Source organism: Deltaproteobacteria bacterium HGW-Deltaproteobacteria-2, from assembly GCA_002840505.1.
GTDB lineage: Bacteria > Desulfobacterota > Syntrophia > Syntrophales > Smithellaceae > Smithella.
The window spans coordinates 14,835-31,064 of record PHBC01000008.1; the positions used below are offsets into that span (position 1 = coordinate 14,835).

At 45.5% G+C, this 16,230-nt stretch carries 2 protein-coding genes; both read left to right on the forward strand.

The features are described 5' to 3' along the window. Positions 1-16: 16 nt before the first annotated feature. Positions 17-14,872, forward strand: a complete 14,856-nt coding sequence (locus CVU62_13915; protein PKN36610.1) for a hypothetical protein — start codon at positions 17-19, stop codon at positions 14,870-14,872. 195 nt (positions 14,873-15,067) lie between these two features. Continuing rightward, positions 15,068-16,132 (forward strand): hypothetical protein, encoded by a 1,065-nt coding sequence (locus CVU62_13920; protein ID PKN36611.1) that lies wholly within the window; start codon positions 15,068-15,070, stop codon positions 16,130-16,132. The last annotated feature ends 98 nt before the right edge of the window (positions 16,133-16,230 follow it).

Sequence of the window (16,230 nt, forward strand, 5' to 3'; positions counted from 1 at the left end):
TTAAAGGAGGCCTGATATGGCCGAGCCCAAACTCGATAACGGGTTTATTGATGTAACCGATCAAATTCAATCACAAGAGAGTTCTCTTCCTGACGGTTTCGTAGACGTTACCGACCAGATACCCAAAAAGAAAGAGCGATCCTCAGCCGGAGCATTTGTAAGAACACTTACGCGCGTACCGGAAAACCTTCTTGCTTCCGCTATTACGGCAGCGCAAGGGAAATCGGGTCCATCCGTGGCTAACCCTGATGTCGGCGATAAGTTTGTCCAATTTGTGAATAAACGCAATAGAGAACTTTCTGAAGAGTATAAAGACACTGGAGACCTTATCCCCGGAATTATATCCAACGAAGATGTGGCCGGACTAGGGCAGAATCTTTCCTTCTCGGGCGTTTCCATGGGAGCCAGTGCCGCTGGCGCTCTTGTTCCCGTACCGGGAGTTAATATTGCAACTAGCATGGCAGCAGGTGGCGCAACGGCTTATCGTATGCAGAGTTATCAGGCCATGAATGACTGGTTGACCAAAGTAAACGAAGAAAGCATTAAAAACTTTGGACGACCGATCACACCGGAAGAAGAAGCAGTATTTAAGCGTAAATTTGACACTCTCGCCACTGAATCAGGTTTATGGGAAGCAGGGCCGGAAGCCGTCGGTAATGTTCTGGAGCTGGCATTGATGGCAGGGAAAGGAACTTTGCCCGGTCGTATAGCAAGCATGATTCCCAAGGGTGTTCTCGGAAAGATTGTAAAAGGTGGCGCTCGTGCGGCCGGTATTGTTGGAACGGAAGAGGCAACGGAAACAGTTACTCAGATGGGACAGCAGAATGCCGAGGTTAAAGCCGGTCAGTCTAATGAACCTCTTCGCCAGTGGACAAGTCCCGACGATTGGTTGAAATCCGCGGGAGAAGTATTGCCAAGCGTACTGCTGTTATCTGGATTTATGACCGGTGGCGGTATGGCTTACAGGGGAATGAAAAAAGGAAAAGACGAAACAAAGAAAACCGACAAGCAAACGGAAACCCCTCAGTCCCCACAAAAGACAATGATCGAGCAACCGGAAGTAGAGATTGAGACATTCAAGCAAAAACTACTTTCCGGAAACCTTACTAAAGATGAAGCCCTGGCGCATAGAAAGAATATATTAAAAACCATGCCAGAGGCAGAGGACGCTATAAATAGTATTATCGTTGAAGCAGATACCAATAAATTATTTAAGGAGGCACAAAATGCCACGGAAAAAGAGCCAGAGGGTGATATCAGCGAACATAAGGGAACTGGTGGAGTCGGGGAAACCACAGAAACAAACAGTATCTCCGGAGAAGTGCAAGAAAAAGTAGATGTGCCGATTAATGAACCAGAAGATAACGCCCGTAAAGTGGACAATCTCAATAAGCAGTTGAGCAAAGTAAAGGGCGAAGGAAAGGCGGCAGTCGCAAGACGCAAAAAAATACAGGAGAGAATCGACGCTTTAACCCCTGCTGAGACTTCTACTATTGAGACACCGGAAGTAAAGGGCGCGGAGATCGTTGAACCTGCGGCAAATGCGGAAGTTTTGCCACCTGAGATAACCGATGATCAAATGCTTGAAGCTATGCGTCCGGGAACGGATAAGTTTGAATTGGGTGGTCTTTACAGGCAGAAAGGTAAACCAAAGGCTAATTCGATAATTATAAAAGGCATTGATGAAGCCGGCAAGATTGACGGCGCATATATCCATAAAGGAGGGTTGTTATCTCCTGCCAAATTTACAAAGGATGAACTGATTCCTTTCGCTCCTGATGAAAAACAGGTTTCTAATGTGAAAGCCATGTTCGGGATTAAGACGCAAACAAAAGAACCCCTTACCACAGGCGAAATCACGCCTATTCAGGATAAGTTTACAGGCAATCAGTTGGAAGCACCTAAAGAGCCATGGGAAATGACGAGGGAAGAATTTTCTGATTATTTATTCTCAATAGGAAAATCAGACAAGAAAGATTTTAAGTCACGCCAAGAAGCGGTAGCCCATGATAAAAAGCAGGCAAAAGAGCGGCAATCTTTATTAAAGGAAATAAAACCGACACCGGAACAGGTTGATAAATTAGAAAGTGATACTGGAATATCTATAAACAACACACATAAATATTTTATCGTGAAAGCCCTTTCCGAAGGTAAACTAGTTCCCCCGGAAGTCTTAAAGGATTATCCTGATCTGCAGAAGAAGGAATCCGCAACCCAAAAACCGGATCTTAAAAGAGTGATCGATGTTTACGGCAGATACCATTATATTGACACAAACGAATTAACGACCGATAGAAAAATCCTAAAAAGATATAATTCTAATGGAGAACGCCCTCTTGACGATACAGGACTTCACCGCGGGAATATTGTTGACGAAAACGATGCCGCGGCTGTTGAAAAAGCGAAAAAAACAGCAAGACTAAGAAGCCTCGAAAATAAAGCACAGAAAAAAATATTATCACCAGAGGAATTGGAAGAGGCAAAAAAACTTAATCAAGAAATTACAAAGGAGGCCACCCCTAAGAAGAAAACCGAGACCGTGCTGAAGAAGAAACCAAAGAAGAACATCATGGAGAAAGCCCCTCCCGGCGGATGGACGGAAGCCGATAAGGTGCCGGAGAAATACAGGAAGAAAGCGGAACCAAAACCCGAAGTTAAATATACTGCCAACGCTGATAAAGGCGGCAGGTTGATTGGCAAGAATCCAGACGGACATAATCTTTATGAACGTGGTGATGGTGTCCGATATTTCACTGATGGACGTATAAGAGTAACCGAACCCGTTACAATGGCTATGACACGCGGCGGGGTGCAACCCGAGATTAATCCTGATAACCGCCGGGATCAGTGGAAGACGGAAGAGGAAATAGGAAGAACGGAAGAACCGGCAACGGTGGTTAAAAAAGAAGAAGACCTTTCCACGAAGTCAACTGGCGATCTGGTTAAAGATATGTTCGATATTATCAATGAGCATATTGGAGAACGCGGCTCTATTTCCACCAAAGAACTTGACGAAACTCTTTATCAGAAATTAAAGCCTTACCTTGCTGAGATTGTAAACCGTGCGAAAGCGAAAGCCCTTGACGTAAGAGCTTATCTATTCGGTGCGGTTGATTCCATGCCGGAAGGAAAGGCGAAAAAGGTATATGAGGCAGCGGCGCGAAAATATGCCGATGAACTCGATGATGAACATTATGAGAGGTTAGCCGCAAAAGTTCCTGAATGGGTAAAACCCAATACAGATTTTGTTTTAACAAGCGGCTTGACCGCATACGTCGAAAGCATAAATGGCGATCAAATAACATGGAGAACTGGCCGCGATAGGCATACGGATTCGATAGAAAAGTTTTTAAGGTTTGCAGAAACGCCAAAGGCAAAGACCGAAACTATTGACAAAAACACAAAAAAGGATTATAATATAACCAAGGAAGGTGAGAAAAATGAACATCCCGCAAATGGCAGCACAGGCACGGGAACACTGGAAAGTGACGAATCCGGAAGTCTATCAGCAGATGGTAGAGGACAAGGCACTCGAAGGGGAGAGCGAAGCGGCGGCGAAACTGACAATGAGGGAAATGCAGACCTTGATGCAGGGGGGCTCGACGGAAGCGGAAGCGTGGCAGGACAGTCGTCACCTGTTCATCTTCAAGACAGCGGAACAGATAGCGAAGTCTTACCGTCCGGACCATCGGCAGTAGAAGAGCCGGCCAGTGAGCCGCGCACCATTCAATTATCCGGTGTCAATCCCGGAAATTACCGAATAACAGAAGAAGATGATATTGGCAGTGGAACCCGCGGCCAGAAGATTGACCGCAATATTGCGGCGATTCGTCTTATCAAGAAACTGGATCAGGAACACCGTTATCCCACCAAAGAAGAACAAGCCGTACTCGCCAAATATGTCGGATGGGGCGGGATAAAGAACGTCTTTGACGAGACCAGTAACAAACCTCAGGACCAGAGAGCTTATTCCGACCTTAAAGAATTACTGACAAAAGAAGAATTCTTTGAGGCGCGTCAATCCGTTTTAAACGCACATTACACAAGCCCCCAGGTTATACGTTCCATATACAAAATAATGCGTCATTTCGGGTTTACGGGCGGTAATATCATTGAACCTACCTATGGATCAGGCAATTTTATCGGCCTCATGCCGGAAGATATGGCCGCTTCTTCCAAGTGGTACGGCTCAGAACTCGATCCGATCACGGCCAAAATAGGGCAATACCTCTATCCCGAGTCTCAGCTTATTCATTCCGGATTTCAGACGGCAGAATTCCCTTACGGTAAATTCGATGCGGCCGTCGGCAATCCTCCTTTTGGCGACGTAAGGATATCCGACACGCGGAAAGACAGGGCGGAAATCAGCCGGATGAAGATACACAATTACGTCATATCCAAAACCGGTATGCACTTAAAGCCGGGCGGAGTAATGGGTATGGTTATCACTACCCGTTTTCTTGACACGGCAGATCCCGAAGCGAGAGAATTCCTGGCAAAACAATTCAAATTACTCGCGGCAATCCGTTTGCCTAATGACGCCTTTGCCAAAAACGCAGGAACGGAAGTCACGACCGACCTTGTATTTTTCCAGAGATTAATGCCTGGCGAAGAACCGAATCTATCCGCTAAGTGGCTGACGACCGGCGCGACCATGACCAACAAGGGCGGCGAAGAAATCACGCTGAATAAGTATTTTGCAAAGAATCAGGACTTAATGTTAGGCGAGCCCTCCATGAAAGGCACGATGTACGGCGGCGCCTGGAAAGAAGGCGGCAAGGGTGAGTTTACCCTCAACAAACGAGAGGGCGAAGATATTGAAAGCCTGATTGATAATTTACTTGAAAACTCAATATTGGCAGAATTTAAAGATGTCGCTAAAAGCAATAATGACAAACTGGATGCCGCCGCTCTTTCTCTTGTACCCAATAAAGAAGATGTTGCCGTCGGCGGCTTCTTCATGGACAAAGACCGGATTTATATGCGGGAGGATAACGACGAATACGGCAATCCGACCTACGCGCGCCTGAGTCCTAAAACAAAATGGACAGAGAAGCAATTACTCGGCGAAACCCGCTATATGCGTATTAAGGGAATGTTGGAAATCAGGGCAAAGGCTTATGAACTTGTCAATGCAGAGCGTTTTGATCTTAGCAATATTGAACAGTTAAGGAAACAACTCAATTTCCTATATGATAATTTTGTAAAACAGCACGGATTTATAAATGAAAGTTCCAACTTCTCTTTAATGTCTGACGATGTAAAAATAGAATTCGGCCTGGAAATAGACTTTAAAAAGGAAATAACCAAAGCCAAAGCCAAAACATTAGGGATTAAGCCGTCTCCGGCCAGCGCGGTAAAATCAACTATCCTTAATGAAAGAATGTTTTACCCTGAGAAAGAAATCCTTTACGCTAAAGATTCCGCAGACGGTTATAATATTTCATTATCTCAAAAGGGTAAACTGGACATTGATTATATTGCTAAACTGACGGGAACACCGAAAGAAAGTGTTATCGCCGATCTCGCTAAGGATGGTTTGATCTATCAAGATCCTGATACAAAAGAATGGATTCAGGAGGATGAATATCTCTCCGGGAATGTTAAGGGGAAATATAAAAAGGTTGAGGGGAAAGAGGGATTTGAGAAAAACGCAAAGGCCTTAAAAGCAGTCTTCCCCGCCGATGTTCCAACGGAAAGCATATTCGCCAATCCCGGAGCGACATGGATTCCGGAAAAGGTCTATGAGCAATTCGGCCATTTTATCGGGGTAACAAACCCGAGCGTCTCCATTTACAGAAACAACGGCCACTTTGTCATGCGCTCGTCCGGTGAAAAGCAGAATGATATTAACGTCGCCTGGCAGAACAAATATTACGCTCTTTCCGATATTTTCAGCGCCGTCGCCAACAATAAGGTACTGATCGCCTGGGACGGTACGGGAGACGAGCGCATCCAGAACAAAGAACAGACCGCGGAACTGGCGACCATCGTCAAGAACGTGAGAAGCACATTCTTTGATTGGATATTCGCTGACGACACAAGAGCAAAAGAATTAAACAAGATTTACAATGATACGCAGAATACTCACGCGAAAAGGAAAAACGACGGTAAGCTCCTTCATACCGTAGGCGCTTCTCCGGCTGTTATTTTACGTAATACCCAAAGAGACGCCGCTTGGAGGATCATTCAATCGAAAAGGGTATTGCTTGATCACTGCGTAGGCGCCGGTAAAACCTATACGATTATAACCGGCGTTCAGGAACGGGTACGCATGGGATTGACACGCAAGGCTATGATCGCCGTGCCGAATCATCTTGTCGGCCAGTGGGCGGCTGATTATGTGCGCCTTTATCCTGGCGCGAGAATACTCGCGGCAACCAAGAAAGACTTCTCAAAGCCAAACCGCCGCCGGCTCTTCGCGCGAATCGCCACAGGCAAATATGACGCGGTTATCGTCGGGCATTCTTCTTTCGGCTTTATTCCGCTCGAGCCGGAAGCCATTACCAATTTGATGATGGAAGAAATCGCGCAGTTAGAACAGGCCGAGGCGCAGGCGAAAGCCGACGGCAACAAGAGGCTGGTTAAGACATTGGCAAATAGAATCGCCAAAAAACGTGAGAAGATAACTGAATTGCTCGGACGGCCCAAGGATAATGTCACGACCTTTGAAGGCATGGGGATTGATCACTTAGTCGTTGATGAATCGCACGAGTTCAAGAACCTTGAATACTCGAGCGCCATGCAGAACATTACCGGCATGGGTAATCCCATGGGCTCCAAGAGAGCCTTTGATATGTACGCAAAAATCCGCTGGCTTACAGCCCAAAAGGACTATGCGCTTAATTTTGCCACTGGAACGCCGATCAGCAATTCCCTCGTCGAAATGTATGCGCTTCTCCGCTACATGAACAGAGATGCCCTTTACGCCAGAGGCATTGATGCCTTTGACTCATGGGCGAATACCTATGCCAGCATAGAACCGAGAATTGAATATACAGCCTCGCAGAAATTAAAGCAGCGGACAGTTATGGCGACATTCAATAACCTGCCTGAGCTCCTGCAATTATATGAGGAATTCGCCGATATCGTGACCATGCCGGATTTGAAACGCATTTACGCCGAGCAGATCAGAGAGAGAAACGCCCGGACCGGCGGAAACGAAAGCGAAGAATTTCCGATACCGAAAGTCAAAGACGGTGGCCGCGTCCTCGATGTGGCAGAACCTTCTCAGGAACAGATTGAATATGTTGATTACCTTGTCGCCAGAGCGGAACGCCTGGAAGAACTCGGCCGGAAGAACGATCCAAAAATCGATAATCACTTATGGATTATGAGCGACGCCCGGAAGATGGCGCTTGATGTTCGGCTGGTTGATCCCACGGCAAAAGAAAACCCGAACAATAAAATTAACCGGGCAACAAAAAAGATAAAAGACATTTACGACAGAACGGCAAAGGACAGGGGCGCTCAGTTAGTTTTTTGCGATTTGTCCACTCCTGCAGGTACGGCACAGAAAAACGCCGCTGTATTTATCAGAGAAGCATTAAATAAAGCGCATTTGGAAAATGATGCACGAACCAAGGCAATATTGGATTCCTTATCTACTTATCAGGAAAAATGGGGATATCTCAGGAACAGACTTGAAGCGGAGATAGAAGCGATTACCGATCATTCACAGGCCGAAACTGATCAATATATGAAACGCCGTGAAGAAATCGAAGAATATCTTGAAAAGGTTACGGATGATGTCACCGCAGACTTAACTACCGCCGACACGGGATTTTCAGTTTATGATGAAATGAAATCTAAACTGATCATGATGGGAATTCCAGAGGGCGAAATCAAATTCATCCATAGTGCCAATACCGAACAGCAAAAGGAAGATTTGTTTGCAATGGTCAATTCTGGCCAGGTTCGCGTATTGCTCGGATCGTCTCAGAAGATGGGCGCAGGGATGAATGTTCAGGAGAGACTTGTCGCCCTTCATCACATGGACGCTCCATGGAGGCCGTCGGATGTTGAGCAGAGAGAAGGCCGTCTCGTCCGCCAGGGAAATAAACTTTATTATATCGATCCTACAGGATTTAAAGTTGAGATAATTGCTTATTCCACGGCCAACACATTCGACGCGGTTATGTGGCAGATACTCGCCAGAAAAGGCGGTATGCTCGATGATTTCAGAAGCGGCCGGCGCAGTGTCGAAGAAGTCAATACCGATTCGGCCAGTTATTCCGAGTTTATGGCGGAGACTACCGGCAACCCGGCATTTAAAGAAAAATTCCAGTTAGAGAACGATATTCAAACACTGGAGGCGATTAAGAACAGGACGGCCACGCGGTTGCGTTCGTCACAGCAGAGCCTTGATTATAATAAAGACGCCCGGATAGAGGCGCAGAAGGAAATAGAAAAGCGCGATAAAGTAATCGATGATCTTAGGGGCCAGTCAACATTTACCTTTGAAGGGAAGAAATATAAAGATAATGCCAAAGCCCTTGTTGAGAAAGAGGCCGACGAGATTGCCGCGTATAATGCACTGGTTAATAAAAAATATAATACGGAAATCGATGCGGCAACGGCAGAAGCATTTAAAAAAGAAGGCTTGACTCCCCCTGAAAGGCCTAGCCAATCTGATTATCATTCTGGTAAAATGAGCGTTAATGAATATAATGCCGCGCAAGTTGAGTATAGTAAATTTTGGGGAGACGAGAAAAATACTAAGATAGTTGCTGATGCCATCAAAGGTATTAAGAAACCAACGAATAAACACTTCCATTCTAGCAAGTTGGCCAAGAGCGATAAATCCGGTGTTATAGCGGCAGGTCTGAAAATAGTGGAGGAAATTAACGCACTCGATGAAGGAGAATCCTTTACATATCAACTAGGAAATACAGAGATTGAGATTAAAAAACTTGAAAGCGGATGGACGGATAAAAAAGCAGAAAACCCCGTGCAGTTATGGGATTATGTGATTACTGCTGACGGAATGTTTTTAAGACGCCTTGACCATGATAAATCTTTTGATGAAAGAGATATATGGAATCTTTTGAATGTTGAATATGTAAGTAATAAAATGGCAGAACATCGCGATTTTGCCGCAAACTATATTGCTCGCATGGACCAATCCGACGAGATATCAAGACACACTCTTAAGTCTCTTCAATTCAAAGATGAAGAAAAATTACAGAAGATGAAAACCCGCTATCGGGAAGTATTAACTGAGGTTCAAAAAGCGGAGGAAGAAATAGGAGCGCGCCGGGCGTCAACCGGAAATAAATATATTAGTAAGGATCGTCCGAGATTCCCGGATGGTGTTTGGGTATCAAAAAAACATCGCAATGAAACCGTCGAATCGCCGGAAGTGGATATCGACGAAGACATTGAAACGATAAAGGCCAAACGAGACGCGATCAAGCATGATTTGTTTGATGAAGAGGGCAATGATCCAAATGAAGTAGCACAACAATTATTCAATAAAGGATATGAGCGATTAACCGATAGTGAAACCGTTCAGGTCCAAGATACAATCGCCTTCAAATATGCAGAATTCGCACGATACGAGGCCATTCTTTCACAGGAAGACGAAGCACATATTGAGAATGCCCAGGATAAACTTGATATGGCGCAAGACATTTGGAACGAATGGCACGAAGGCGAGGCCTATCCGCAGGAAATAAAACTCGCACAAAAAGTTATTAACAGTATCCGGTCCGGGCAGGGGCGCTTATTCAATGGCCAGCAGTATGCTGTTCGAGAAACTGGCACGTTCCAACTTCCCACACTTTCCGAAGTTCAGGACGTTTTTAAAGGCCAGGAAGTAACTCAAACTTCTGATGGTAAGATATGGATTAAAACAGCAGGCGGCAAATATCTTACCATTCTGAATGTTGATCATATTGAACCTGATAAAATTACAATGAATATAGGTTATAGTCGTTCTTCTCTTAAACCTACAGAGAAAATAGCAGGCGCATACCTGAAAGTAGGAAACGAAGGGCAGATAAGACTTGTCCGAGGACAGGCCGATAAACAAACACTTTACCACGAATCAGTTCATTTCATGGAAGATTTGGGTATTCTCCGCCCTCTGGACGTTGCCGCTTTAAGAGGCCATATTAAGAGACTCGTAAGAGAAGGGAAGTTTCAGACTCAGAACAAAGACGATATAGGCGGCTCGGAAGATAGAGCTAACTTTATTGCGGACGCTTTAACTTCTCCACCAGTGGGACCAATCCGACGCATAATAAACAGAATTCAGGACTTCATTGATAAACTGGTGAATCTCTTTAGTAGAACCACAAGAGGGGTTATCCGGGATATTAAGAGCGGAGAAATCTATAACGAGAAGCCGACAATCAGTGGAGCTTTAAGGGATATATACGACGAGCCGGGAGTAGAGACGGGGCGGTATAACGTCAATCCACCAATAGCAGATACCTTCTTTTCTCAACTATCAAAGGTCGTAGAGGTAAAACTGCCGAACGCCGGAACTCCTGAGCAATTCCGCAACATGATCACCGCTTGGGCGAATAAAGGTGAATTCAAAACCGATGAACTGAAATGGTCAGGGCTCAATGAATGGTTAGACGGGCAGACCGGAAAAATCAGTAAGAAGGACGTTGTTGATTATCTGGCACAGAATCAGGTACAGATTCAAGAGATAACGAAAAATGGTCAAGATATTCTTGCCGAAAAGATAAGAATAGAAGCAGCGTTCCAATCGGTAGGATGGGAAATCGGCAGGGAAATGGGCGGCGATATTGAGGTAACAGACCGAAACGGAGAACTCGTTGAACCTGAAACCGTTAGAGAAGAAGCTCCTGAATTGTACGATATGGGGATCAGATATTCCGAAATTAATGATGGGGAAGCAATAGAAGATGTAAAATTTTCTTCATACCAACTCCCCGGCGGAGAGAATTACAGAGAGTTGTTGCTGACGCTGCCGGGCAAAGTTGAAATACCAGAAGGATGGGAAGCGGAAAAGAACGAAGATGGTACATGGGATGTTTTTGACGAAGAAGGTAATCCCATGCAGGTTGACCAAGAAGCAAAAACTGAACGTGATGCTATCCTTGCCGTTGCCGGGAACAGAGACAAATTAGGCGACGCTTACAAATCCCCCCATTGGGAAGAACCCAACGTTCTCGCTCACATCCGAATGAATGACCGTGTTGATGCCGAGGGAAATAAGGTACTGTTTCTGGAAGAAGTGCAGAGCGATTGGCACCAAGAAGGTAGGAAGAAAGGATATGGAATTGATACATCAAAATGGAAAGCAACTATCAATCCATCTTTCCAAGGAGAATGGGCAGTTGTAAATGAACATCTCGATAGGATAGGATACGCACCATTGTCTGCCGCTAAAACGTCACAAGAAGCAATACAATATGTAGCAAAAAATCAAGTGACTGGTATTCCCACCGCCCCCTTCTCAAAGACCTGGCCGGAACTGGTAATGAAACGTATGCTCAGGTACGCTGCGGAAAACGGTTACGATAAACTAGCCTGGACAACGGGAGAACAGCAGGCTGAGAGATATGATTTAAGTAGAGAAGTTTTTTTAATTAATTACAGTAAGGAAAAAAATGCGCCCGATGATATTAGACACGTAGAAGTAGTTACTAAAAATCATGGCGAACCGTCATTCGATGTAGATATTACTACCGGCAACATTAAAAGCGAAGGAATGTTTCAAGGCAAGCAACTCGACGAAGTTGTAGGCAAAGAGATTGCACAAAAAATAATGGAAAGTGATGGTAAATTTACAAAGCTTTCCGGCCTCGACCTCAAAGTCGGCGGCGAAGGGATGAAAGGCTTCTATGATTCCATCATTCCCTCATTCCTGAATAAGTACGCGAAGAAATGGGGCGCGAAGGTTGGGGAAATTAAAATAGAAACAGTCCCTAGAAATGATCAAGAAGCGGCATGGATCATTGATGCTGAAAACGTAGCGGCTGACGAAAATGAAGAACAAGAAGTTGTTGTACGAGATTCAAGAACAATGGAAGGTGTTCACGAACCATTTAATAGTTTACGGGAGGCAGAAGAATGGTACGATAAAAATAATCCAAGCAAGGATGAAACGATTGTCCATTCCCTTGATATCACTCCCACTATGAAACGTGATGTCCTTTATCAAGGGCAACCGATGTATGCGCTCCGTAACCAAACCGATCCGCCCGTCTCCAATGATCCGAAGGTTCTCAATCTTTACCTGAAAGACGAGACGGATGCTATTGTTCAAACCATAGTTAACAAACTCAAGCCTAAAAATATGACATGGCTAGAGACCATGCTGAAATCTCCCGAATGGTTTGACCATCCGCAAATAGGTAATATCGTCAAACTCTTCATGCGCGACCGGAACGAAATCTATCACGAAACATTCAACGACCTGAATATGACCGACGACGTTGACTCTCCGGAAAGCACAGTCACGGAAGCGGCCAAAGCCCTTAAGAATAAAGGTTTGTCTCTAACCGAGAGAATGACCGGCAAAGTTTCAAAGGAATATCAGCGCCTACAGGATATCATTGACGAGGGAGATACCTCATGGAAACGAAACCTGAAAGAACCTCTGGAAAAACAGATAGCGGACTTCGAGGCTCATATCCGGAAAGAGGGCGCCACTGACGACACTATCAGGGTATGGAAACTTTATAGAGAATCTTACGATAAAGCCCTTGACCTGCAGACCAGACAACTAAGAAACATGATTGCGGAGATAATCGAAGAAGCTCATTTCAAAGGCGAGACGCCGGACCTTTCCGAAATGAAGCAATCCCTCAAAGGCGCTCTTGCTATGATGGAAGAATGGAGAGGCTTCTACGCTCCACGTCTCAGGGAAATGGGAAACTGGAAGGTTCAGGCCTATAAAGAGCATGGGCCCATGAAGGAAAACAGGGAATGGTACAGGGAGCACCGCAATTCAGAACTGGCCGCGCAAAGACTTTCCAAGAAGTTAGAACGTGAGGGATGGAAGATATTTAACGTCGGAGAAATTGAGCGAATCCCTGAGACGATTTATCAGGACGTAAACGCCATGGCCACGGCAAAATTGATTGATACGGCCCTTGAAAAACTGAGTAAGAAGAGCGAACTGAAAAATAATATGACCGCTCAGTTCAATGAAGAAATACTAAGGGAAGTTTCCAACGCGATCAAAGCGCGTGGTTATCGGTCCACAATGATTCACAGAGGGCGCGGAGTTATCCGGGGATTTGTTGAAGATCCGATTCAAAGGCATTTACAGTATATTAATAACCTTTCCGGTGGGATTTCCAAAGCCCGTACCGCGCGTATGGCCATGCAAGAACTCCTGGGCGATAAGGTAATGGGCCAGCAGATCGGCGGCATCGATCCGGTTAAGGACCCGAAAGCCTTTGCCGTCGCACAAGACTATATTCAGGAGCAACTTAGAAACGCCGACTCTTCCGACCGGATAATAGGCCTTGCAAAGAGTATTGCAACCTTTAAATTCCTGGGTTTCAATCTCCGGTCTCTGGCTGTCAATATGACCGCTATAATGACCACAGCGCCGTCGGCAATCCACCAATACGCTATGGGCGGAAATGGTTCAATGGCCAGAGTAATGAACGAACTGGCCCGGGCAGGTAAAGACTACGGTATGGTAATGGCCGGTAGAAAATTACACAATGCCGACGAGCAGGCCTTTATTGACGATGTTCATAAGAAGGGTTGGGACGACGCGCAATATACAAGAGAAGCTTTGGGCGAATTGTCAAAGACTCATTCACGGATTTGGTCTTCGATGATGGACGGCTCGATGTGGATGTTCGGTAAATCGGAAAAGTGGAATCGCGGCACTACAATTTTGGCGGCCTATAGACTTGCACGGAAGAAGGGCATGGGCCACGTTGAGGCAGCAGAAGCAGCAAAGACTTCTTCCGATAAAGCGCACGGCGTTTACGGCAAGAGCACTATGCCGATGTGGGCGCAAGGGACAAACCCCGCAGCGAAAATAGGCCAGATGGCTTATGTATATTCTAAATTCGGGCATAATTATTTACAGATGCTCTATGATTTGGGCATCAAAAAACATAACATCAAAGCGCTTATGTTTGCTTTCCTCTCTCCGTTAATACTAGCAGGAGCGGCAGCGCTTCCCTTTAAAGACGTTCTTTTCGCTTTCGCCGGAGTAATATTAAGATCATTGTTTGGTGAAGATAAAGATCCGGAGAAGTGGGTTTGGGATATAATAAGAGAACACCTGGGCGCGGATGCTGAAAAAATAGGGCGCCATGGACTGACCGGAGCGGCCGGGATTGATATATCCGGATCATTAAGCATTGGAATAGGCATACCGAAGAACTTTATTGATCTTACGGGAGCTATCGGCGGGGTATTTACAGAGGGGAAAGAAGCCATTGAGAATATGGGCCGTGGAGATTTTGGGAAAGCGGCAGAACATTTATTACCTTCCGGTGCTTCTAATATTGTGAGGGCGTTCAGAGAGAATAAAGAAGGTGTTACGACACGCAATAATCGCCGCGTATGGAACGAAGAGGGTAAACCTTTTGTGCCAGATATCGGCGCGAGTGTGACCAGAGGTTTAGGTTTCCGATCTACTGATCAGGCTATTTTATCTGAAAGGACGTGGGAAGGGCACAGGGAACAGGCAACTATGGCCGAGAAACGTAGTGCTATCTACGAGAGATATCGCGCGTGGATGATTGGGGGACGTAAAAACAATGACGAGTATAAGAGTATAATTAGAGATGCGAGGGAATTTAACGCCGCCGCTAAAGATATGAGGGGTGTGCCGCGCATAACCTCTGATTCCTTAAGAAGCCAGCGACGACAATTATCGCATCCGTCAAAAAACGAAAGGGCCATACTGAGAGATTAAAAAAAGGCTTGCAATGTATAAAAACTTTATATTATAATACAGCCACTAAATAATTGAAAGTTATAAAAATTAGACTTGAAAAAAAGAGGCAAGACCATGAAATAAAATTTAACAACTAACCAAAGTTTAGGATGGCCAAGGAAGGTCGGCAGGTAGAAATACCTTGCCGGCCTTTTTGTTTAAAAAGGAGGAACCATGAAAAGGGTATTCAGTATTATCTTAATGATCTTGCTACTTGCAAGCACATCATTTTCTGCAACAGTTTATAACACCATTCAATTGAGGCGCGGGACAGCAGCAACATGGACATCGGCTAATCCGGTTTTATCTCAGGGTGAACCGGCCTACGAAACAGATACGGGACGCCTTAAAATCGGCAACGGTACGTCTCATTGGGTTAGCCTGGATTATTACCCTACGACATATTCAGAAGAATGGATAACTCAAAATGCAACATTTACCTATATATCAGCCACTCAATTCAGCACAACGGGAAACGTAACTTCTTCTTACCCCGTTGGAATAAGAGTAAAGGCCGTTGTTACAGCCGGTACTATTTACGGGACGGTAACGACGGTAGCGGCAAGCGGAACTCCGACAGTTACGACCGTCACGGTGGCATGGGATTCCGGATCTTTGGACTCAGGACTATCAGCGGTCAGCATAGGCATATTCTCCCCTGTAAATTCAGCAGTCCCACCTAAATTCTTTATTGCAACCGGCGTTATTGTCCCTTATGGCGGATCTACCGCTCCTTCCGGTTGGCTTATGTGTTACGGACAAGCAGTTTCCAGAACGACTTACTCAGATTTATTTGCCATTATTGGAACTACTTTCGGAGCGGGCAACGGCACGACTACTTTTAATGTGCCTGATTTACGCGGACGCTCAGTAATAGGTCCCGACAATATGGGCGGAGGCGCGGCAGGAAGAGTAGCCGCGGCAACCGCGGCAGGCTATACGGCAGGAACGGAAACCGTTGATCTATCCCACACCCATACTACGGCAGACCATGTTTTAACCAGTGACGAGATACCCGCGCATTCCCATACAACCACTTTGAAGGTTGGTGAGACACAAGCCGAAGTCGTCGGCGGACAATTAGGAACAACCACTGCAACGGCCACTACTTATACGGTAACATCAAGTATTGTCGGCGGCGGAGAGGGACATGATCACGGCGCAACTACGAGCTCATTGTCTGCGACGCAAAGCGTAATGAACCCATATTTATCGGTGAATTACATTATCAGATATTAGAAAGGGCAGGGCTTAGTTTACCCTGTGCTAGCAGGGATACGGACAAAAGGGAATCCGTCTAAGCCCCGAAAGCCACTAACATATAAAAGGGGAAACGT

What these genes read in the sequence shown, in the direction of transcription:
- CVU62_13915 (PKN36610.1), top strand. Translation starts at nt 17, where the DNA reads ATGGCCGAGCCCAAACTCGATAACGGGTTTATTGATGTAACCGATCAA.
- CVU62_13920 (PKN36611.1), top strand. Translation starts at nt 15,068, where the DNA reads ATGAAAAGGGTATTCAGTATTATCTTAATGATCTTGCTACTTGCAAGC.